Consider the following 21,934-nt stretch of genomic DNA (forward strand, 5'->3'; position numbering starts at 1 on the left):
CGAAACGCGCTACACGCGCATGCGATCACTCACACTACAGAAACGATCAGGTCTTCTGCATACCAGCCAGGCAAAGCCCGAGAGATTCGCGCCAGTGCGGCAAGGCCACACCAAAAACCTGCGCCAGCTTTGCGTTGGACAGCCTTGAATTCGACGGCCGCTTCGCCGGCGTCGGATAGTCCGCAGCCGGAATCGGCAATACGGCCGGCCCCTTCGGAAGGTCCGCCAGCTCGAAAATCGCCGACGCGAATCCGTGCCACGACGTGTTGCCGCTAGCTGTCAAATGATACGTTCCGGAACGTGCGTCCCACCATTCCGCCGCATCCGCGGCACCGCGCGCTTGGGCAATCACATGCGACGTCGCCGTCGCGATGGCGTGACTCCAGGTCGGCGCCCCCATTTGATCAGCAACAACTTTCAATTCAGGACGTTCGGCGCCCAAACGAAGCATCGTCAGCAGAAAATTATGCCCACGCGCACCATATACCCAACTGGTGCGCAAAATGAGATGCCGGCATCCGGACGAGGCAATCGCCGCTTCGCCTTCGAGCTTGGTCAGGCCATAGACATTTTGCGGATCCGGGAGATCGGTCTCGCAATACTCACCCGGCTTTACACCGTCGAACACATAATCGGTCGAGTAGTGAACCAGTGCCGCGCCGCTACGCGCCACCTCTTCGGCCAGCACACGCGGGACTTCGGCATTCAGTCGACGTGCGGCGTCGACGTCCGTCTCGGCCTTGTCGACGGCCGTGTACGCGGCCGGATTCACGATGATCGACGGCTTCAGCTCGCGTACAACGCTGCGCACCCGATCGAGATCGGACAGGTCGAGCATCGATCGGTCGCACGCCACCACACGGCCGAGGCCTTGCAGCGAGCGCAGCAGTTCGAACCCGACCTGGCCATTCACGCCCGTCACGAGGATCGTCGGTTCAGGAGTCACACCCACCTCACGCATAAACTTCGGCTTCGCTCAAACGCTTGCCGGCCGCGTCCTTCGCCGCCAGCAGCGGCTCGAAATCGATCGGCCACTCGATCCCGATCTCCGGGTCGTTCCACACGATGCTGCGCTCGTGTTCCGGGAACCAGTAGTCGGTCGTCTTGTAGAGGAATTGCGCAGCCTCCGACAGCACGACGAAACCGTGTGCGAAACCGGGCGGCACCCACAGCTGCCGATGGTTATCGTTCGACAGGACAACCCCGACCCACTTGCCGAAGTTCGGCGAATCCTTGCGAATATCGACCGCGACGTCGAACACCTCGCCCTCGACTACGCGAACGAGCTTGCCCTGCGCGTGCTGGATCTGATAGTGCAGGCCGCGCAGCACGCCCTTCGACGAGCGCGAATGGTTGTCCTGCACGAATTCGACACCGGGCGCGACCTGCTCGGCGAACTCCTTCCCGTTGAAGCTTTCGTAGAAGAACCCGCGCGCGTCGCCGAACACCTTCGGCTCGATGATCTTGACTTCGGGGAGCGCCGTTGCCGTTACTTGGATGGCCATGCGACTTGATCCGTAAGAATGTTCTTGAGGTACTGACCGTATGCGTTCTTCGCAAGCGGCTGTGCCAGCTTCAGCACTTGCTCCGCGTCGATCCAGCTGCGGCGATAGGCGATTTCTTCCGGACAGGCGACCACGAGGCCCTGTCGCTTCTGCAACGTCGCGATGAAGCTGGCCGCCTCGATCAGCGAATCGTGCGTGCCGGTATCGAGCCACGCATAGCCGCGCCCCATGATCTCGACATTCAGCGCGCCGCTGTCGAGATAGCGCGAGTTGACGTCGGTGATTTCAAGCTCGCCGCGCGGCGACGGCTTGATGTCGGCCGCGATGTCGCACACGCGGTTGTCGTAGAAGTACAGACCGGTCACCGCATAGTTCGAACGCGGCTTCGCCGGCTTCTCCTCGATCGACAGCGCGCGGAACGACTTGTCGAATTCGACGACGCCGTAACGCTCCGGATCGTGCACGTGATACGCGAACACGGTTGCGCCCGTTTCCTGTGCGTGCGCACGCTCGAGCTGCTTGGCGAGATCGTGGCCGTAGAAGATGTTGTCGCCGAGGATCAGCGCCGACGGATCGTTGCCGACGAACTCCTTGCCGATGATGAACGCCTGCGCGAGACCGTCGGGCGACGGCTGCACCGCATACTGGATGTTCATCCCCCACTGGCTGCCGTCGCCGAGCATCGACTCGAAGCGCGGCGTGTCCTGCGGCGTCGAGATGATCAATACGTCGCGAATGCCCGAGATCATCAGCGTCGACAGCGGATAGTAGATCATCGGCTTGTCGTACACCGGCAGCAGCTGCTTCGATACGACGTGCGTGATCGGGTACAACCGTGTGCCGGAACCGCCGGCGAGAATGATGCCCTTACGTGCCATCGCTTCTCTCCTCAAGTGCGTTTCGCGTAGTTCGTCTCGACCCACTTGCGGTACTCGCCCGATGCGACTTCATCGGCCCAGACCTGGTTGTCGAGATACCAGTCGACCGTCTTTGCCAGACCGGTCTCGAACGTTTCCGCAGGCTTCCAGCCGAGCTCGCGTTCGAGCTTGCGCGCATCGATCGCATAGCGGCGATCGTGGCCGGGCCGGTCCGTCACGTAGGTGATCTGGTCACGGTACGAACCTGCTGCCTTCGGGCGTGCCTTGTCGAGCAGGTCGCACAGCGTATGCACGACTTCGAGGTTCTTCTTCTCGTTCCAGCCGCCGACGTTGTACGTCTCGCCGGGCACACCGCGTGCGAGCACTTCGCGGATCGCACTGCAGTGGTCGCCGACATACAGCCAGTCGCGCACGTTCTGGCCGTCGCCGTACACCGGCAGCGGCTTGCCCGCGAGCGCATTCGCGATCATCAGCGGAATCAGCTTCTCGGGGAACTGATACGGGCCGTAGTTGTTCGAACAGTTCGTCGTCAGTACCGGCAGACCGTACGTATGGTGGTAAGCACGCACCAGGTGGTCGGAACCCGCCTTCGTCGCCGAATACGGGCTGTTCGGCGCGTACGGCGTCGTCTCGGAGAATTGCTGGTCGGTGGCCGACAGCGAACCGAACACCTCGTCGGTCGACACGTGCAGGAAGCGGAACCCGGCCTTGTCGGCGTCGCTCAGGCCGTTCCAGTACTGACGGGTGGCCTCAAGCAGCGTGAACGTGCCGACGACGTTGGTCTGCACGAAGTCCGCAGGACCGTGGATCGAGCGATCGACGTGGCTTTCCGCGGCAAAGTGCAGCACGGCACGGGGCTTGTGCTCGGCCAGGAGCGCATCAAGAGCATCGCGATCGCAGATGTCGACGCGTGCAAACACGTGCTTCGGATTCCCGTCCAGCGACTGCAGCGTGCGCAGGTTTCCTGCATACGTCAGCTTGTCAACGTTGAGCACGGCTTCGTCCGATGCGCGCAGCCAGTCGAGTACAAAATTGGCACCGATAAAACCCGCGCCGCCCGTAACCAGGATCATGAGGCTCCCTCAAATAATGTGCGGCAGACGTCATCAGGCGCCGGCCACCTCAGATTCGCAAATGCTAGTAACTTGTGATCGCTACGTCAGACCGGGAATTTTAACCGGTCGACATGGCCTCCAAAGTCATGAAATGCTAATTTTGTTGGGGAAAGCGACAATTATAGGGAGCCGCCCCCTGCAAAAGCCATGCCGCTAACAACTTGATACAGCGCTTCGAACCCTTTCCGAGCATGAAATTTCTTGCCAAATCAACCAGCTGTTGCGGAACACAAATTGTGAATCAGCGTATTGAATGGATGATTTTTCCCGCGTTATCGACACTCGCAAAATCCGCCGCTACATGACCCGCATCCCCATCGCCATTGGCGACATCCAAGGCTGTCATTCCGCTTTCCAGGCCCTGCTCGAGAAGCTTTCGGCTCCCGCGGACACCCCTCTGTGGATCGCCGGCGACGTCGTCAACCGCGGGCCGGGTTCCCTCGCCGCGCTGCGCGCGCTCGTCGACCTCGGCCCGCGCGCGACCGTCGTGCTCGGTAATCACGACCTTCACCTGCTCGCGGTCTCCGCCGGGCTGCGCACCGAACGCCCTGGCGACACGATCGGCGAGATCCTCGACGCCCCCGACGCCGACGCGCTGCTCGACTGGGTCCGCCACCGCCCGTTCGTGCACGCGGAGCACGGGATGCTGCTCGTGCATGCGGGTTTGCTGCCTCAATGGGACGCCACGCTCGTGCTCGAACTCGCCGACGAACTCCAGCGCGCGCTGCGCGCGCCCGACTGGCGCGACACGCTGCAAGGCCTGTACGGCAACGAGCCGAATCAATGGAGTCCGAACCTGAAAAAACGCGACCGGATGCGCGTCGCATTCAACGCGTTCACGCGCGTGCGCTTCTGCACGCCCGACGGCGCAATGGAATTCAAGGCGAACGGCGGCCCCGACAGCGCGCCGCCCGGCTACCTGCCATGGTTCGACGTGCCGGGGCGCCGTACGGAAGACGTGACGGTCGTGTTCGGACACTGGGCCGCACTCGGCCTGATGCTGCGCGACAACGTCGTCGCACTCGATTCGGGATGTGTATGGGGGAACCAGTTGTCAGCCGTACGGCTGACGGCCGATCCGGCGCAGCGCACGGTCACGCAGGTGCAGTGCGAAGCGTGCGGCTCACCGGGCGGAGAGTGACCGCACGCCGATTCGCGTGACCGAGCGGCACGTCACCCTTCCCGCCCCGGCACCGGCTCATCGGCCGCCGCATCACCCGCCGCCCCACCACCGAGCTCGGTCGCCGGATACGCATGCTTCTGCAGTTCCGCGAGCGACTCGGCCGACGGCTTGCCGACTTTTTCCTGCAGCGTCGCCAGCGCGGCCGCGATCGCGTCGCGCGCCGCCGCGGACGTCGCCCGCCGGTCGCCGCCCGGCGCGATCGGATCGCACACGTACAGATGCGCGACGAGCGGGCCGCCGCGCAGCACCATGTCGAGCGACTTGCCGAGCGACAGCTCGCCCGTGTAGGCCGGTGCGACCGACTGCCGCCGCTGCGCATCCTCGTACATCAGGCAGATCGGCTGCACCGCGCAGCCGGCCGATACCGCGGACTGGAACAGGTTCGCGTGAAACGGCAGCAGCTCCTGGCCGTCGGACGTCGTCCCTTCCGGAAACACGCACATCAGCCCGCCGTTGCGCAGGCGCTCGGCCATCTCGTGCATGATCCGCATCGCCTCGGTGCGCTTCTCGCGCTGCAGGAACACGGTGTCGAGCTTCTCGGCAAGCCAGCCGACGACCGGCCACTGCCGCACCTCGGCCTTCGACACGAACGGCGTCGGCCGCCACGCGTTGACCGCGTAGATGTCGAGCCACGACACGTGGTTGCCGACGACGAGCGCGCTCGCGTCGAGGCGTGCGCCGTCGTTATGGACGACGAGGCGCATCCCGCAGATTCGCAGCATCTTGAGCGACCAGCGGCGTATCAGCTCGGCGCGCCGCGCGGGCGTGACGTGCGAAAAACGCAGCGCGACGATCGCCATGCCGCGCAACAGGTGAAAGACGAGACGCAGCTTGCGAAGGGCGGTCATGGCGAGGGTCCGGCGTGGTTCAGTGGCGCTCGAACGCGACCTGCCCGGCCACGAGCGTCGCGCGCACGGTAGCCGGCAGTTCGTAGCCGAGGAACGGCGAGTTGTGGCCCTGGCTCTTCAGCGCACGCGGCTCGACGCGCCAGTGCGCGCGCGGGTCGAACACGCACAGGTCGGCCGCGCCGCCTTCGGTGAGGCGGCCTGCCGGCAACTGCAGCACATCGGCCGGCGCGGATGTGATGCGGCGCAGCGCCTGCGCGAGCGGCGTACGCGTCTCGTCCGCCCACTTCAGCGTCAGCGACAGCAACAGCTCGAGCCCCGTCGCGCCGGGCGTCGCTTCGCCGAACGGCAGCAGCTTCTCGTCGTCGTCGACCGGCGTGTGGTCGGAGCAGATCGCATCGATCGTGCCGTCGGCGAGCGCCACGCGGATCGCTTCGCGGTCGCGCTCGCTGCGCAGCGGCGGATCGAGCCGGAACTGCGAATCGAAGTAGCCGATGTCGACGTCGATCAGATGCAGATGGTTCACGCCGACGTCGCAGGTCACGGGCAGCCCTTCGGCCTTCGCCTCGCGCACGAGCGCAAGGCCGGCCGCCGACGACAACCGTGCGAGGTGCACGCGCGCGCCCGTCACGCGCATCAGTTCGAAGATCGTGTGCAGCGCGATCGTCTCGGCCGCGACCGGCACGCCGGACAGCCCGAGCCGCGACGCGAGCGCCCCGCTCGCGGCCACGCCGCCGCGGCCGATGAACGCGTCGAGCGGACGCAGCCACGTCGTATAGTCGTAAGTGCTCGCGTACTGCAGCGCGCGCAGCAGCACCTGCGTGTCGCGCACCGGCACGTTCGCATGCGTGAAGCCGACGCAGCCGGACTCGGTCAGCGCGACCATCTCCGTGATCACTTCACCCTTGAGGCCGACCGTCAACGCGCCGAGCGGATGCACGTTCGCCTGGTGCAGGTTGCGCGCGCGGAACTTGAGCATCTCGACGAGGCCCGGCTCGTCGAGCACGGGGTCGGTATCCGGCGGGCACACGAGCGTCGTGACGCCGCCCGCGACGGCCGCGGCCATCTCGGATGCGAGCGTCGCCTTGTGTTCGTAGCCGGGCTCGCGCAGCCGCGCGCACAGGTCGACGAGGCCGGGCGCGACGATCAGGCCCGACGCGTCGATGGTCTTCGCGGCGTTGAAATCGGCCGGCGCCTTGCCGTCCTCGGCGATCGCGGCGATCTTGCCTGCCGCGACGAATACGTCGGCCTGCCGCTCGGTGCCGGCGACCGGATCGATCAGCGTGCCGCCTTTGATATGAATCTTCATGCGCTGTCTGTGAATGCGTTGATTGCGTGAATAAGGAGGCGCGAAAGCAGGCTCAATCGCTGTTGCCGGCGACGATGCCCATCACCGCCATCCGCACGGCGATGCCGAACGTGACCTGGTTGAGGATCACCGACTGCGGGCCGTCGGCGACCTGCGAATCGATCTCGACGCCGCGGTTCATCGGGCCCGGGTGCATCACGATCGCGTCGGGCGCGGCGAGCGCGAGGCGCTCGGGCGTCAGGCCCCACGTCTTGAAATACTCCTGCGCGGACGGCAGCAGCGCGCCGCTCATCCGCTCGTTCTGCAAGCGCAGCATGATGATCACGTCGACGCCCTTCAGCCCTTCGTCGAGGTTGTGGAACACCTTCACGCCCATCTGCTCGAGCCCGCCCGGCAGCAGCGTGCGCGGGCCGATCGCGCGCACTTCCGGCACGCCGAGCGTGGTGAGCGCGTGGATGTCGGAGCGCGCGACACGCGAATGCAGGATGTCGCCGACGATCGCCACGCGCAGCTTCGTGAAGTCGCGCTTGTAGTGACGGATCGTGTACATGTCGAGCAGGCCCTGCGTCGGGTGCGCATGGCGGCCGTCGCCGGCGTTGATCACGTGCACGTGCGGCGCGCAGTGCTCGGCGATCAGGTACGGCGCGCCGCTCGACGCATGGCGCACGACGAACAGGTCGGCATGCATCGCCGACAGGTTGTTGATCGTGTCGAGCAGCGACTCGCCCTTGCTCGTCGACGACGCGTTGATGTTCAGGTTCAGCACGTCGGCCGACAGGCGCGTCGCGGCGATCTCGAAGGTCGTGCGCGTGCGCGTCGAGTTCTCGAAGAAGAGGTTGAAGACGGACTTGCCGCGCAGCAGCGGCACCTTCTTCACTTCACGGTCCGTCACGCTGACGAACTGCTCGGCCGTATCGAGGATATGGTTGACGATCGAGCGCGGCAGGCCCTCGATCGACAGCAGGTGCTTCAGCTCGCCGTTTTTCGTGAGCTGCGGGTTGCCCTTCAGGAAACCGTAGCGGAACCGGTCGGGGCTCGCGGCCGCAGCGGGATTGCCGGTGCGGCCAGTGGTGTCGGTGGTCATGGTGTGCGTGATTCCAACTATGCAAACGGGCCGCGGTGCAAACCAGCGGCCCGGGATACGGTTCGCGTGTCGTTCAGGCGCCGTGCGTGTCGACGCGCAGCGTGAACTGCGCGTCGTCGCGCGCGAGCACGAGCGTCGCGCCGGCCGGCACGTCGAGCGTGCCGCCCGCGAAGCGTGCGGCGACCGGCAGCTCGCGGCCGCCGCGATCGGCCAGCACCGCGAGCTCGACCGCGGCCGGACGGCCGTAGTCGAACAGTTCGTTGAGCGCCGCGCGCACGGTGCGCCCGGTGTACAGCACGTCGTCGACGAGCACGATGCGCGCGCCGTCGACGTCGAATGGCAGCGACGTCGGGCTGGCCTGGCTGTGCAGCCCCTTCTTCGCGTAGTCGTCGCGATGCAGCGCGACGTTCACGACGCCGAACGCCGGTGTGCCGAGATCGCGCGCGAGGCGCTCGGTCAGCCATGCGCCGCCGCTGTGAATGCCGGCGAGCCGCGGCCCGCCCGGTTCGGCGAACGCCGTGCCGTACGCGGCGCGGATCTGGTCGAGCAGGACGCGGTAAAGCGCCTCGGCATCAATGGTGCTCATGGTCGGACAATTGATCGAGATACTGTTGAAGGATGACGCGTGCGGCCTCGGCATCGAGCATCTCCGCGCGGGCACGGCCGCGCACGTTGCGCTCGCGCAGCCCGGCCTCGGCCTCGACCGACGAATAGCGCTCGTCGACCCACGTGACGGGCAGCCCGAAGCGGCCGTTCAGCTGGTTGCCGAAGCGCTTCGCCTGCTGCGTCATGTCGTGCGGCGTGCCGTCCGGATGCATCGGCAAGCCGACGACGAGCGCGTCCGGCCGCCATTCGGCCAGCAGGTCGCCGACCGCCTTGAAGCGGTGTTCGCGGTTCAGGTTCTGGATCACGACGAGTGCACGGGCCGAGCGCGTCAGCGCGTTGCCGACCGCGACGCCGATCCGTTTTTCGCCGTAGTCGAACGCCAGGAGCGTCGCATCGCGCGCGCTCGCGCCACTCATGCGTGCCCTGCTTCGCCGGACAGCATCGACGAGCTGACGCCCAGCAGGCCGAGTGCGGCTTCGAAGCGCTCTTCGGCCGGCGTGTCGAACACGATGCGCGGATCGGCGGCCACGGTCAGCCAGCCGTTGCGGGAAATTTCTTCCTCGAGCTGCCCTGCGCCCCAGCCGGCATGGCCGAGCGTCAGCAGGAAGCGCTTCGGGCCGGTGCCCGTCGCGACCGCCTCGAGCACGTCCTTCGACGTCGTCATCTCCAGCCCGCCGTCGACGGACATCGACGAGTTGTAGCTCGCGCCTTCCACCGGCTCGTGCAGCACGAAGCCGCGCTCGGTCTGGACCGGGCCGCCGAAGTACACGGGAATGTGCAGCAGCGGCTCGATGTCGAGCTTCAGGTCGATACGGTTGAACAGCGATTCGAGATCGATGTCGGTAGGACGATTGATGACGAGGCCGAGCGCACCGCGCTCGCTGTGATCGCAAAGATAGACCACCGTTCCCGAGAACGTCGGATCGGCCATGTTGGGCATGGCGATCAGGAACTGGTTGGTGAGATTGATGCGATCGGAAGGCTTTGACATGGTTTGAATTTTAGCAAAGACGCCGCGACCTGACCGGGCCGCGATCAACAAGCAACGCCGCGCCACGCTGGCAACGGCGCGCGCGGATCACACGGCACTCTAACACGCGCGCGGGCGCTGTCGGCAGCGTGTTGCTGGCCCGCGCGGCAAGGGGCGCCGCCACGTGTCCGTCCCCTTGTCCGTCAGTTCCGGCCGAGCGCCGTGCCGAGCGCTTCGGACGCCGCGGTGAGGTCCGGCGGCGCAACGCCGGCCGCGATCTTCAGCAACGCCGCGCGCAGCATGTCGGATGCGTGGCCCTGCGCATCGAGGCCGCCGTCGGCGAGCGGCACGCCGTGGGCGGCACGGCGCCACGCGAGGCCGAGGGTGTCGGCCAGCAGTGCCGCGTGGCCGAGCCCGAGCGCGCACGCGGCCGTGCCGACCCGGTAGGCGGCGCCGGATGCGTGCCAGGCAGCGCCTGCGTCGGCCCTGGCCGGGTCGGCCGCGAGATCGGCCATCGACGCATCGGCCGTTTGCAGGAAATCCTCATAGGCATGCGCGTTGACGGTCACGACGCCGAGCGCGCGGGTCGGCGCGACGGCAACCGCATCGTGCTCGGCCCGCGCGGCGTCGGCTTCCCACAACGCCTCGGACGCCAGCGTGCCGGCGACGTGCCAGTCGACCGTCAGCCCGTAGTCGTGCAGCACGTCGACGAACGCGACGTCCTCGGCCGCAGCGCCGAACAGCGCGAAATCGCGCCACAGCAGCGCCACCGTTTCGCGCACGAGCTCGGGCGGCGCGCTGCGTCGGCCCTGCGCATGCTCGCCGAGCAGCAGGTTGGTCCGTGCGAGAAAGCGTTTCAGCTCGGGCGCGCCGCTTGCGCGCAGCGCGCGCAGGCACGCGTTCGCGAGCCGCCAGAAATCGTACGGCCCGTCGTCGGTGAGCGCGACCTGCATCGCATCGAGCTCGTCCAGCGCAGCGTCTGGCGCGCCGTGCTCCGTGCGCAGCACGCCGAGCAGCGCCTGCTCGTAACGGGCGCGGATCCGGGCCGCGAGCGCGTCGGGCAGCGCGCGCAGCGTGGCCGGCGGCACCGCACGGCCGACGAGCGCGAGTGCATCGAGCGGCGCGCTGGCGCGCAGGTCGGCGGCGCATTGCGCGCGCAATGCACGGAAATGGTCGAGGAGAACGGGCGAGCAGGCGAGCTCACGCAGGTTGTGGCGCTCGACGGCCGCGCGGAAATCGCGCAGCGCGGCACGCCAGCCGGCCGAAGTCGGCTCGGCGGCGACCAGCGGCGCGGCGGCCGCCAGTTGCCCGGCGAACCGCGCGGCCGGCAGCCAGCCGGCTTCCGCCAGCACGGCCGCGGCAGCAGACAGCGGCGCAGCCGCATCGTCGTGCCGCTCGAATGCGTCGGCAGCCGCCGCAAGCCATGCATCGGCCGCGCGCACGGCGCCGCCACGCGGGTTGGGCAGTGCGTCAGGGAGGGGAACGTTCGCCGGATCGGACGTCATGGACACGCGCGCCTGTCATCGTCAAGTCGCTCGCGCAAACCGCGGCGCGCGAGCGCCGGGCCGGTGCGAGGCCTGAGCGGGGTGTCCGTGGGCCAGCGGTCCGGTCAGATCTGGACCATCTCGAAGTCTTCCTTGCGGGCGCCGCATTCGGGGCACGTCCAGTTGATCGGGACGTCTTCCCAGCGCGTGCCCGGGGCAATGCCCTCTTCCGGCAGCCCGGCTTCTTCGTCATAAATCCAGCCACAAATCAGGCACATCCAGCTCTTGTATTCCATCTTAGCCGCGTCGGGAAAAGTCGGTAAATTCGGGAGCCATGATGGTACCGTGTCGGGGCCGGACTGCCTAGCAATCGCGCTGGAGGACGGCGACTACGTTGCGCTGCGCTAAAAAATCCGTCGTGCGGGCCGGATTCCACCGCATAATGGCTGAAAAGTGCGGCCTGCCGGGCAACACAGGGCCGAAAACGGCCACTCGCCTCGCCGTCCGCATCTCCGTCGCTTTCCCGTTTTTCTCTTGCCCCATTTTTACATGTCCAGCAACGCCCCTCCGATCGTCCTCACCTTCGGCCTGTCCGATCCCACCGGCGGCTCCGGCCTCCAAGCCGATCTGATGACCCTGGCGAGCATGGGCTGTCACGGCGTGTCCGTCCTGACGGGCTACACCGTGCGCGACTCGGCCGCCTGCGAAGAAGTGACCGGCCTCGACCCCGACGTCGTCGCCGCCCAGGCGCGCATGCTGCTCGAAGACATGCCGGTTGCCGCGTTCAAGATCGGCGCGGCGACGCGCGCGGAAGTCGTCAGCGCGATCGCGGAGGTCGTCGCCGACTACGACGGCGTGCCGCTCGTGCTCGCGCCGGATTTCACGCTCGACGACGAGCACGTGCTCGCGGCCGACGACCTGCGCGAATCGATCGCCGACCTGCTGGCGCCGCAAACCACGCTGCTGGTGGCCGATCACGCGACACTGATCGCGCTCGCGCAGCCGGACGGCGACGCCGAGGCGCCGAATCTCGATGCGGCCGTGTCGCACCTGCTGTCGCAGGGTTGCGAGTACATCCTGTCGTCGGAGACGGGTTCGCACCGGCTCGTCAACACGCTGTACGGCGAGGAAGGCCAGCTTCGCGAAGACATGTGGGATCGCTCGCCGCACCGGCTGATGGGCATCACCGACACGCTCGGCGCAGCCATCGCGGCGCTGCTCGCAAACGGCCAGGAGCCGCCCGAGGCGGTTCGCGAGGCGCAGGAATACCTGTACCAGGCCGTGCGCGACGCGTTCCGGCCCGGCATGGGCGCGTACCTGCCCGACCGGTTTTTCTGGGCGCGCAGCAATGAAGACTCGGACACGCCGCCGGCCGTGAAGGCCGACCCGGTAACGAGGACGTCGCACCGGCATTGACGCAGGCGCGGCGGGCATGCCCCGTCGTCGTCCCTGCCGCACCGCGCGCACCAAAATCCTCGCGCCAATAAAAAAAGACCCGCATCGCTGCGGGTCTTTTCTTTTGGCTGGAGCGCGCATCGCTGCGCGCCCCGGGCACCATCGACCGAAGTCGATTACATGTCCATGCCCATGCCGCCCATGCCGCCCGGCATGCCGCCCGGCATCGGTGCATCTTCCTTCGGCAGTTCTGCAACAGCTGCGTCCGTCGTCAGCAGCAGGCCTGCAACCGAAGCTGCGTTCTGCAGTGCGGTGCGCGTGACCTTGGTCGGGTCGACGACGCCGGCTTCAACCATGTCGACGTACTCGCCCGTTGCTGCGTTGTAGCCGTAGTTGCCCGTACCGGCAGCCACTGCCGCCACGACGACGCTGGCTTCTTCGCCACCGTTCGTGACGATCTGGCGCAGCGGCTCTTCCATTGCGCGCAGCACGATCTTGATGCCGGCGTTCTGGTCGGCGTTCGCGCCGGTCAGGCCTGCGATCGCGGTGCGAGCGCGGATCAGCGCAACGCCGCCACCTGCCACGATGCCTTCTTCCACAGCTGCGCGCGTTGCGTGCAGTGCGTCTTCGACACGTGCCTTCTTTTCCTTCATTTCGACTTCGGTCGCAGCACCGACCTTGATCACTGCAACGCCGCCGGCCAGCTTGGCCACGCGCTCTTGCAGCTTTTCACGGTCGTAGTCCGACGTCGCTTCTTCGATTTGCGCGCGCACTTGCTTCACGCGTGCTTCGATGTTCACGGCTTCGCCTGCGCCGTCGATGATCGTCGTGTTTTCCTTGCCCACTTCGATACGCTTCGCCTGGCCCAGTTCTGCCAGCGTTGCCTTCTCGAGCGTCAGGCCGGTTTCTTCGGCGATCACCTGGCCGCCCGTCAGGATCGCGATGTCTTCCAGCATCGCCTTGCGACGATCGCCGAAGCCAGGCGCCTTGACCGCGACGGTCTTCAGGATGCCGCGGATGTTGTTCACGACCAGCGTCGCGAGCGCTTCGCCTTCGATGTCTTCAGCGATGATCAGCAGCGGACGGCCAGCCTTCGCGACTTGCTCGAGCACCGGCAGCAGATCGCGGATGTTCGACACCTTCTTGTCGTGCAGCAGCACGAACGGGTTGTCGAGGACGGCGACTTGCTTTTCCGGATTGTTGATGAAGTACGGCGACAGGTAGCCGCGGTCGAATTGCATGCCTTCGACGACGTCGAGCTCGTCTGCCAGCGACTTGCCGTCTTCGACGGTGATGACGCCTTCCTTGCCGACCTTGTCCATCGCTTCAGCGATGCGATCGCCGATCGACGTGTCGCTGTTCGCCGAGATCGAGCCGACCTGTGCGATTTCCTTGTTCGTCGTGCACGGCTTGCTGATTTTCTTCAGCTCTTCGACAGCCGCTGCGACTGCCTTGTCGATGCCGCGCTTCAGGTCCATCGGGTTCATGCCCGATGCGACGTACTTCATGCCTTCGCGGACGATCGATTGCGCGAGGACGGTTGCCGTCGTCGTGCCGTCGCCTGCGTTGTCGCTGGTCTTGGAAGCGACTTCCTTGACCATTTGCGCGCCCATGTTCTGGAGCTTGTCCTTCAGCTCGATTTCCTTCGCGACCGACACACCGTCCTTGGTGACCGTCGGGCCGCCGAAGCTGCGCTCGAGCACCACGTTGCGGCCCTTCGGACCCAGCGTGACCTTGACTGCGTTGGCGAGAATGTTCACGCCTTCGACCATCTTCGAACGGGCGGAATCGCCGAATACGACGTCTTTAGCTGCCATCTTCTAACTCCTTGAATTCTTGGGAATATGTACCGTCGGAGGACGCTTACTTGGCGTTGACCACGGCCATGATGTCTTCTTCGCGCATGACCAGCAGTTCGTTGCCGTCGACCTTGACGGTCTGGCCTGCGTACTTGCCGAACAGGACGCGATCGCCGACCTTCACGTCGAGCGCGATCGGGGCGCCCTTGTCGTCGCGCTTGCCCGGGCCGACGGCCAGGACTTCGCCCTGGTCCGGCTTTTCAGCAGCGGCGTCGGGGATCACGATGCCCGAGGCGGTCTTGGTTTCCTGATCCAGGCGCTTGACGATCACGCGATCGTGCAAAGGACGAAGGTTCATATTCACTCCTCTCTTGACTGAGATTGAAGAACGCTTAGGGAATCTGCCCGGCTTGTCGCCCGGCAGAGAATTGTTAGCACTCTCGTGCAGCGAGTGCTAATTATATGGACGGGTTTTGACAAATTCAAGAAGGGAAACCGGACGAATTTTCAACGCGGCACCGCAGCGGGGAAAACACCCGAAAATCACAAAAAACCCTTTCAAAACAAGACTCCGACCCACGCTACCCGGCCCGACACACGAGCCCGCGCGGCCCGCGATTCGCATCCAGCCCCGTTTGGACACCGGGTAAGCACGGAGTTCCTGCGACCGGCGGCATCGCATCGAAAAACCTGCACAGGCGCTGATTCCGTCCGCCGCAACATGCCCGCTCACCGCGCCCGACGACCGTCGCGCCCGCTCCCCGGCGATCCATCGCTACGCATCTAAGCATTCATTTTCATTACGCCGATATTTACGTTCCTCCTCCCGAAAAACACCCGTCGGGCCTCTTCCGTAAGGCATCCCATTACATTCAGTAATTTAGATGCGAATCATTCTCGTTTACATTGACTTTCTCATTTGAGACTCCTACGATGCGCCGCGTTGCGCTCTTCTTCATGCCCTGGCCGATCGGTGCCGAGCGTCGGGACAGCGACCGACAAGCAGGACTCCAAACCAATTAGAAACAGGGATTTGATATGAAGGTTGTGTCGTTCCATGGAGACCGCGTCCGTGCCAGGATGCGCCCCGCCGCCTGTGCGGCCGTCCTCGCGTGTGCATCGTTCGCGAGCGGCGCCGCGTTCGCCGCCGCGTCGGTCGATGCGCAGCCCGAAGCACCCGAGGCCGACCTCGCGATCCAGGCGAAGCCGACCGACATGTGGACCGGCATCTGGACGCGCCAGAGCCTGCTCGGCGACATGGGCGGCATCCGCCCGTGGCTCGGCAAGTACGGCGCGACGCTGCAGATCACCGAAACCAGCGAATACCTCGCGAACCTGCGCGGCGGCCTGAACCGCGGCGGCACGTACGACGGGCTGACGACCGCGACGCTGACGGTCGATACGCAGAAGGCGATCGGCCTGCCCGGCGGCACCTTCAACGTCAGCGCGCTGCAGATCCACGGCAGCAACCTGAGTGCGCGCAATCTCGGCACGCTCAACACCGCGAGCGGCATCGAGGCGCAGGACACGACGCGCCTGTGGGAGCTCTGGTACCAGCAGTCGTTCCTCGACAAGCGCGTCGACGTGAAGATCGGCCAGCAAAGCCTGGACCAGGAATTCATGGTCAGCACGTATGCGAACACGTTCGTCAACACGATGTTCGGCTGGCCCGCGCTGCCGTCGTACGATCTGCCGAACGGCGGCCCCGCCTATCCGCTCGCGGGCCTCGGCGTGCGCGTGCGCGCGCAAATCACGCCGAAGCTCACCGCGCTCGCGGGCGTGTTCGACGGCGATCCGCTCGGCAACAACCCCGGCAACCTGAGCGGCACGAACTTCAACCTGCACAACGGCACGCTCTATATCGGCGAGCTGCAATACGCGCTGAACCAGCCGTCCGACGGCGAAATGGACACCGGCCACTCGAACGGGCTGCCGGGCACCTACAAGATCGGCGTCTGGTATCACAACGGCCGCTTCGCGGACCAGGGCATCGGCACCGACGGGCTGTCGCTCGCCGATCCTGCTTCGAACGGCAATGCGCAGCAGCATCACGGCGACTACAGCTTCTATGCGGTGGCCGACCAGATGATCTGGCGCCCCGACCCGACCGGCGCGAAAAGCCTCGGCGTGTTCGCGCGCGTGATGGGCGCGCCGGGCGACCGCAACCTCGTGAGCTTCGCGGCGAACGCGGGCATCGTGCTGAAGGCGCCGTTCGACGGCCGCGACAACGACAGCGTCGGCCTCGCCGTCACGTACATCCAGGTCGGCAGCCACGTAACCGACCTCGACCAGGCCGCGCGGACGTTCGCGGCCGGCCCGTACGGCGTGCGCACCCGCGAGACGACGGTCGAGGCGACCTACCAGTACCAGGTCAACCCGTGGTGGGTGATCGCGGCCGACGCGCAGTACACGTTCAATGCCGGCGCGGGCCAGAACCCGAGCGATGCGACCCAGCCGCTGCGCAACACGTTCTTGCTCGGCGCACGCACGACGATCACGTTCTGAGCGCCGCACGCGCACGCCAGTCGCCCTACGCCACCCCGTTTTCGCGCGCCGCCGGCGCGGCGCGCTCCCCAGGAGATCCCGATGATTCAATCCGCCCCGCTTCGCCGCCTCGCGACGGGCGCGCTGGCCGCCGTCGCGCTGACGGCCGCCGCCGGCGCGTTCGCCGAGCCGCAAGGCTTCCTCGAGACGCTGCATCGCCATACGCTGCTCGTCAACACGGTGCCCGACAACGGCGACCAGAACCCGTATGCGATCGCGGTCGCGCCGGTGTCGGCCGGCACGATCCAGGCAGGCGACGTGCTCGTCGACAACTTCAACAACGCGGCGAACCTGCAGGGCACCGGCAGCACGATTGTCGACTATCGCCCGTCAACGAAGCAGCTGAGCCTGTTCGCATCGATCCCGCGCGACCTGAAGGCGTGCCCCGGCGGCGTCGGCCTGTCGACCGCGATGACGATGCTGAAGTCGGGCTGGGTGATCGTCGGCAGCACGCCGAGCAACGACGGCACGACGTCCACGAAGGGTGCCGGCTGCCTGATCGTGCTCGATCCGCAAGGCAAGATCGCGTCGACGTGGTCGAGCGCGAACATCAACGACCCGTGGGGCAACATGGCCGTGGTCGACCGCGGCGACAGCGCGACGCTGTTCGTCAGCATGGCCGGCTTCGGCGTCGGCGGCGCGGACGGCAACCCGCCCGTCTACAAGCAGGCGACCGTGCTGCGTCTGGACCTCGACGTGCCGGCCGGCAAGCCGCCCGTCATCAAGCAGGAAACGGTCGTCGCGAGCGGCCTCGGCGCGCAGGCCGACAAAGGCGTGTTCCTGGTCGGCCCGACCGGCCTCGCGCTGTCGGGCGACCAGAAGAAGCTGTACGTATCCGATGCGATCGGCAACCGCGTCGTCGAGATCGACGATCCGCTCACGCGCGACACGAGCGCGGGCGTCGGCCGCCAGGTCACGGCCGACGGCTTCCTGCGCCGCCCGCTCGCGCTCGCGACCGCGCCGAACGGCCATCTGCTCGCGACCAACGCACTGAACGGCCAGGTCGTCGAGATCGATCCGGTCGCCGGCAAGCAGCTCTATGCGCGCTGGATCGATACCGACAAGGCGCAATCGCCGCCCGGCAACGGCGACCTGTTCGGGATCGCGATGACGCCGGCCGGCGACGGCTTCTATTACGTCCAGGACGACGTCAACACGCTGATGCTCGCGAAGTAACGGAACCGACCATGGCAGACGAACTGAACCCGCCGTCGCGCCCCGCGCGCCGCGGCTTCCTGAAGGCCGGCGGCGCCGCGGTGGCCGCAGGTCTCGCGGCGAGCACGATGCCGGCCGCCCGCGCGGCCGATGCGGCGCCCGCTGCGGCACCGGACGCGCACGCGCACGACGACGACATCGAGCCGTTCTACGGCAAGCACCAGGGCGGCATCACGACGCCGCAGCAGCGCAACGCGTACTTCGCCGCGCTCGACCTCACGACGACCAAGCGCGCGGACGTGATCGCGCTGCTGAAGACGTGGACCGACGCGGCCGCGCGCCTGACGCGCGGCGACACCGCGCAGCCGCTGCCGGCAACCGGCGGCGACGACGTCGCGCCGGCCGACTCGGGCGACGCGCTCGGCATCGGCGCCTCGCGGCTGACGATTACGTTCGGCTTCGGGCCCGGCCTGTTCGCGGTCGCGGGCAAGGACCGCTACGGCCTCGCGAAGCAGCGCCCGGCCGCGCTCGTCGACCTGCCGCGCTTCAACGGCGACCAGCTGATCCCGGAGAAGACCGGCGGCGACCTGTTCATCCAGGCGTGCGCGAACGACGCGCAGGTCGCGTTCCACGCGGTGCGCCAGCTCGTGCGCCTCGGCGGCAACGCCGTGCAGATGCGCTGGGGCCAGGCCGGCTTCACGTCCGGCAAGCCGGGCGAGACGCCGCGCAACCTGATGGGCTTCAAGGACGGCACGATGAACCCGTCGCGCGACGATCCGGCCGCGATGAACGCATTCGTGTGGGCCGGCAACGAAGGCCCGGCGTGGATGAACGGCGGCACCTACACGGTCGTGCGCCGCATCCGCATCACGCTCGAACACTGGGACAACACCGAGCTCGGCTTCCAGGAGCAGGTGTTCGGCCGCAAGAAATACAGCGGCGCGCCGATCGGCGGCAAGCAGGAGTTCGAGGCACTCGACCTCGATGCGGTCGACAAGGACGGCAATCCGGTGATCCCCGACAACGCGCATGCGCGTCTCGCGTCGCCGCAGGTGAACAACGGCGCGCAGATCCTGCGCCGCGCGTATTCGTACAACGACAGCGCGAACTTCTACATCGAGCGCTGGCCGCCGTGGCGCCAGCAGACCGAGTACGACGCGGGGCTGATGTTCGTCGCGCACCAGCGCGACCCGCGCAAGGGCTTCATCCCGATCAACGAGAAGCTCGCGAAGCTGGACATCATGAACCAGTTCACCACGCACGTCGGCAGCGCGATCTTCGCGTGTCCGCCGGGCGCGCAACCCGGTTCGTACATCGGCGCCGCGCTGTTCGAAGCGTAACGGCACCGCGACGCCGCGCACCTCTTTCCCCGGCCCGCCCGGACGCAACCCACGACGACGACATGAACACTTTTCCCGTTAGCCGCCCGCTGCGGCACCTGATCGCCGCGGCGGCCGCCGCGCTGATGCTGACCGGCGCGCTGCACGCCACGCGCGCGCATGCCGCGACGCTTACGCTGTACAACGCGCAGCACGAGCAGGTCGTCAACCAGCTCGTCAAGGACTTCGAAGCACAGAGCGGCATCACCGTGAAGGTGCGCTCGGGCGAAGGCCCCGCGCTCGCCGCGCAGATCGTCGCGGAAGGCGACCGCACGCCGGCCGACGTGTACTTCACCGAGAACTCGCCGGAGCTCGTGCTGCTCGACCGCAAGGGCCTGCTCGCGAAGACCGACGGCGCCGCGCTGCAGGCAGTGCCCGCGCGCTTCAACCCGGCCGACGGCAACTGGGTCGGCGTGCTCGCACGCGAGAACGTTCTCGTCTACAACACCGCGAAGCTCCAGCCGCAACAACTGCCCGCGTCGCTGCTCGATCTCGCGAAGCCGGAATGGAAAGGCAAGGTCGGCGTCGCGCCGAGCGATGCGGACTTCCTGCCGCTCGTGAGCGCGGTGCTCGCGCTGCACGGCGAGGCCGCGACGCTGCAATGGCTGAAGGGCCTGAAGGCCAACGCGCAGGTCTTCGACGACGACGAAGGCGTGACGGCGGCCGTCAACCGCGGCGGCGTGCTGACCGGCATCATCAACAACTACTACTGGGACCGCCTGCACGCGGAGCTCGGCGACAAGTCGACGAAAAGCGCGATCCATCACTTCGGCAACCATGACGTCGGCGCAGCCGTGAACGTGTCGGGCGCCGCGGTGATGAAGGCATCGAAGCACCAGGCCGACGCGCAGAAGTTCGTCGCGTATCTCGTCAGCGAGCGCGCGCAGAAGCTGATGGCGAACGGCCACATCAGCTTCGAGTATCCGCTGCACCCGGGCGTCGCCCCCGATCCGATCCTGAAACCGTTCGACGAACTGAGCCCGCCGGCGCTGACGTTCGAACAGCTCGGCGACGACAGCCAGGCCGGCAAGCTGCTGCGCCAGGCCGGCCTGCTCTGAGCATGAGCGACGCCGTGTCCCGCACGGCACGCCCCGCACCCGACGGCGAGCGCACCGCGACGCGGCGGCGAGCGTCGCGCGCGCTCGTCGCCGCGGCTGCGTGCGGGCCGCTCGCGATCCTGCTGCCGCTCGGCTTCACGCTGTACCGCGCGGCTACCTTCGGCATCGACGACGCGATCGCATTGCTGTGGCGCCCGCTCGTCGGCGAGCTGCTCGTCAACACGCTGTCGATCACGCTCGCCGCGACGCTCGCGTGCACGCTGCTCGGCACCGCGGTCGCCTGGTTCATCGAGCGCACCGACCTGCCCGCGCGGCCGCTGTGGACCGCGCTCGCCGCCGCCCCGCTCGCGGTGCCGCCGTTCATCACGAGCTATGCGTGGGTGTCGCTGAGCCTCGACCTGCAGGATTTCCTCGGCGCGCTGATCGTGCTGACGTCCGCGTACTTCCCGCTCGTCTACCTGCCGGTGGCCGCCGCGCTGCGCGAGCTCGACCCCGCACTCGAGGAAAGCGCGCGCACGCTCGGCTGCTCGCCGCGGCATACGTTCTTTCGCGTCGTGCTGCCGCAATTGCGCCCCGCGCTGTGCGGCGGGATGCTGCTCGTCGCGCTCGGCGTGCTGTCGGAATTCGGTGCGTTCCAGTTGCTGCGCTTTCGCACGTTCACGACCGAGATCTACGCGGAATACCGCACCGCGTTCGACGGCGGCGGCGCGTCGCTGCTCGGCTGCGTGCTGATCGCGCTGTGCCTGCTGTGCCTCGCGATCGAGGCACGGGCGCGCGGCCATGCGCGCTACGGCCATACGCACCGCGCCGCGCGCCGCGTCGCGATGCGCTATTCGCTCGGCACGCTGCGCGGCCCCGTCGCCGTCGCGTTCGCCACGCTCGCGGCCGCGACGCTCGGCGTGCCGCTCGCGATGATCGGCTACTGGCTCACGCAACAAGGTGCGGCAGCCGTCACGCCGGCCGACGTGTCGCCCGAACTGCTGTGGCAGGCCACGCTCGCTTCAGGCGGCTACGGCCTCGCGGCGGCAGCCGTCACGACGCTGCTCGCGCTGCCGCTCGCGTTCCTGCTGGTCCGCCACCCGGGCCGCGTCGCGACGTTCCTCGAACGCACCGCGATGACCGTGCAGGGCGTGCCGGGCATCGTCGTCGCGCTCGCGATCGTGTCGATCACGGTGCGGCTGCTGCAGCCGCTCTACCAGAGCGCGCCGGCGCTCGTCGCCGCGTACGCGATCCTGTTCCTTCCGCTCGCGGTGGTGAGCGTGCGTGCGGCGCTGTCGCACGTGCAGGTCCGGCTCGAGGAAACCGCCCGCTCGCTCGGCCTCGGCTGGCGCGCGACACTCGTGCGCGTGGTGCTGCCGCTCGCGGCGCCCGGCATCGGCGCGGCCGCGACGATGGTGTTCATCTCGGTCGTGACGGAACTCAACGCGACGCTGCTGTTGTCGCCGATCGGTACGCGCACGCTCGCGACGCAAGTGTGGAGCGATACGGCGACGCTCGCGTTCGCGGCCGCGGCGCCGTATGCGGCGCTGCTCGTTGCGCTGTCGCTCGGCGCGTCGGGCCTGCTGTTCCTGTTGCTCGGCCGCGCGTCGGTGCGCGACTGAGCGCCGCCTTTTTTCCTGGTACCG

Annotated in this window: 21 protein-coding genes; 7 read left to right on the plus strand and 14 right to left on the minus strand. The window is 67.2% G+C overall.

Features of this window, described 5'->3' with window-relative positions:
• Window positions 1–46: 46 nt before the first annotated feature.
• From rfbD to rfbB, 4 genes are read right to left on the minus strand one after another with little or no spacing between them, the layout of a single operon-like run.
• Window positions 47–961 carry a dTDP-4-dehydrorhamnose reductase gene (gene rfbD, locus DIE03_RS08080; protein ID WP_124449164.1) on the minus strand — a complete coding sequence of 305 codons (915 nt, stop codon included), beginning with the start codon at window positions 959–961 and terminating at the stop codon, window positions 47–49.
• A complete protein-coding gene (rfbC, locus tag DIE03_RS08085; RefSeq protein WP_011544743.1) occupies window positions 954–1,505 on the minus strand; it encodes a dTDP-4-dehydrorhamnose 3,5-epimerase in 552 nt (183 codons plus the stop codon). Before rfbC ends, rfbD begins: the two co-directional genes overlap by 8 nt.
• Window positions 1,490–2,383 (minus strand): glucose-1-phosphate thymidylyltransferase RfbA, encoded by an 894-nt coding sequence (rfbA, locus tag DIE03_RS08090; RefSeq protein WP_124449166.1) that lies wholly within the window; start codon window positions 2,381–2,383, stop codon window positions 1,490–1,492. Before rfbA ends, rfbC begins: the two co-directional genes overlap by 16 nt.
• Before the next feature lie 11 nt (window positions 2,384–2,394).
• Window positions 2,395–3,456, minus strand: coding sequence for a dTDP-glucose 4,6-dehydratase (rfbB, locus tag DIE03_RS08095; protein WP_124449168.1), 1,062 nt, complete (start codon window positions 3,454–3,456; stop codon window positions 2,395–2,397).
• Between the two features lie 343 nt (window positions 3,457–3,799).
• On the opposite strand from rfbB, the gene DIE03_RS08100 reads away from it, so the two are divergent.
• On the plus strand, window positions 3,800–4,639 hold the full coding sequence (locus DIE03_RS08100) for a symmetrical bis(5'-nucleosyl)-tetraphosphatase (protein WP_124449170.1): 840 nt from the start codon (window positions 3,800–3,802) through the stop codon (window positions 4,637–4,639).
• 32 nt (window positions 4,640–4,671) lie between these two features.
• On the opposite strand, the gene DIE03_RS08105 is transcribed toward DIE03_RS08100, so the two are convergent.
• From DIE03_RS08105 to DIE03_RS08140, 8 genes are all read right to left on the minus strand, one after another.
• Window positions 4,672–5,529, minus strand: coding sequence for a 1-acyl-sn-glycerol-3-phosphate acyltransferase (locus DIE03_RS08105; protein ID WP_124449172.1), 858 nt, complete (start codon window positions 5,527–5,529; stop codon window positions 4,672–4,674).
• Window positions 5,530–5,548: 19 nt separating this feature from the next.
• Window positions 5,549–6,835, minus strand: a complete 1,287-nt coding sequence (locus DIE03_RS08110; protein WP_124449174.1) for a dihydroorotase — start codon at window positions 6,833–6,835, stop codon at window positions 5,549–5,551.
• A 52-nt stretch (window positions 6,836–6,887) separates the two neighbouring features.
• Entirely contained in the window at window positions 6,888–7,919 is a 1,032-nt protein-coding gene (locus tag DIE03_RS08115) for an aspartate carbamoyltransferase catalytic subunit (RefSeq protein WP_006476735.1), read from the minus strand.
• Between the two features lie 73 nt (window positions 7,920–7,992).
• Window positions 7,993–8,505 (minus strand): bifunctional pyr operon transcriptional regulator/uracil phosphoribosyltransferase PyrR, encoded by a 513-nt coding sequence (gene pyrR, locus DIE03_RS08120; RefSeq protein ID WP_124449176.1) that lies wholly within the window; start codon window positions 8,503–8,505, stop codon window positions 7,993–7,995.
• Window positions 8,492–8,941: a Holliday junction resolvase RuvX gene (gene ruvX, locus DIE03_RS08125; protein ID WP_011351144.1), complete on the minus strand. Its 450-nt coding sequence runs from the start codon at window positions 8,939–8,941 to the stop codon at window positions 8,492–8,494. The genes pyrR and ruvX overlap by 14 nt, the downstream gene beginning before the upstream one ends.
• Window positions 8,938–9,516: a YqgE/AlgH family protein gene (locus tag DIE03_RS08130; protein ID WP_006491354.1), complete on the minus strand. Its 579-nt coding sequence runs from the start codon at window positions 9,514–9,516 to the stop codon at window positions 8,938–8,940. The genes ruvX and DIE03_RS08130 overlap by 4 nt, the downstream gene beginning before the upstream one ends.
• A 182-nt stretch (window positions 9,517–9,698) precedes the next feature.
• Window positions 9,699–11,000: a hypothetical protein gene (locus tag DIE03_RS08135; RefSeq protein ID WP_124449178.1), complete on the minus strand. Its 1,302-nt coding sequence runs from the start codon at window positions 10,998–11,000 to the stop codon at window positions 9,699–9,701.
• A gap of 104 nt (window positions 11,001–11,104) precedes the next feature.
• The gene (locus tag DIE03_RS08140; protein WP_004186709.1) at window positions 11,105–11,275 is read right to left on the minus strand and encodes a rubredoxin; all 171 of its coding nucleotides are present in this window, start codon (window positions 11,273–11,275) and stop codon (window positions 11,105–11,107) included.
• A 253-nt stretch (window positions 11,276–11,528) separates the two neighbouring features.
• Here DIE03_RS08140 and DIE03_RS08145 point away from each other — a divergent pair, with 253 nt between their 5' ends.
• Entirely contained in the window at window positions 11,529–12,395 is an 867-nt protein-coding gene (locus DIE03_RS08145; RefSeq protein ID WP_124449180.1) for a hydroxymethylpyrimidine/phosphomethylpyrimidine kinase, read from the plus strand.
• A 155-nt stretch (window positions 12,396–12,550) separates the two neighbouring features.
• On the opposite strand, the gene groL is transcribed toward DIE03_RS08145, so the two are convergent.
• Together groL and groES are read right to left on the minus strand one after the other, a co-directional pair.
• Window positions 12,551–14,191 carry a chaperonin GroEL gene (gene groL / locus DIE03_RS08150; RefSeq protein WP_043181578.1) on the minus strand — a complete coding sequence of 547 codons (1,641 nt, stop codon included), beginning with the start codon at window positions 14,189–14,191 and terminating at the stop codon, window positions 12,551–12,553.
• 46 nt (window positions 14,192–14,237) lie between these two features.
• Complete coding sequence (gene groES / locus DIE03_RS08155) at window positions 14,238–14,531, minus strand: co-chaperone GroES (RefSeq protein WP_011351136.1); 294 nt, start codon at window positions 14,529–14,531, stop codon at window positions 14,238–14,240.
• Window positions 14,532–15,253: 722 nt separating this feature from the next.
• Between groES and DIE03_RS08160 the strand changes: the two genes are divergently transcribed.
• The 5 genes from DIE03_RS08160 to DIE03_RS08180 all read left to right on the plus strand — a co-directional run bounded on the left by DIE03_RS08160 (window position 15,254) and on the right by DIE03_RS08180 (window position 21,910).
• Window positions 15,254–16,678, plus strand: coding sequence for a carbohydrate porin (locus DIE03_RS08160; protein WP_260434826.1), 1,425 nt, complete (start codon window positions 15,254–15,256; stop codon window positions 16,676–16,678).
• An 81-nt stretch (window positions 16,679–16,759) separates the two neighbouring features.
• Window positions 16,760–17,893: a hypothetical protein gene (locus DIE03_RS08165; RefSeq protein ID WP_124449184.1), complete on the plus strand. Its 1,134-nt coding sequence runs from the start codon at window positions 16,760–16,762 to the stop codon at window positions 17,891–17,893.
• Between the two features lie 11 nt (window positions 17,894–17,904).
• The gene (gene efeB, locus DIE03_RS08170; protein WP_124449186.1) at window positions 17,905–19,212 is read left to right on the plus strand and encodes an iron uptake transporter deferrochelatase/peroxidase subunit; all 1,308 of its coding nucleotides are present in this window, start codon (window positions 17,905–17,907) and stop codon (window positions 19,210–19,212) included.
• Window positions 19,213–19,274: 62 nt separating this feature from the next.
• Window positions 19,275–20,309, plus strand: coding sequence for an iron ABC transporter substrate-binding protein (locus DIE03_RS08175; protein ID WP_124449188.1), 1,035 nt, complete (start codon window positions 19,275–19,277; stop codon window positions 20,307–20,309).
• A 2-nt stretch (window positions 20,310–20,311) separates the two neighbouring features.
• Window positions 20,312–21,910: an iron ABC transporter permease gene (locus DIE03_RS08180; RefSeq protein WP_124449190.1), complete on the plus strand. Its 1,599-nt coding sequence runs from the start codon at window positions 20,312–20,314 to the stop codon at window positions 21,908–21,910.
• The last annotated feature ends 24 nt before the right edge of the window (window positions 21,911–21,934 follow it).

The organism is Burkholderia sp. Bp8992 (assembly GCF_003853705.1).
Classification (GTDB): domain Bacteria; phylum Pseudomonadota; class Gammaproteobacteria; order Burkholderiales; family Burkholderiaceae; genus Burkholderia.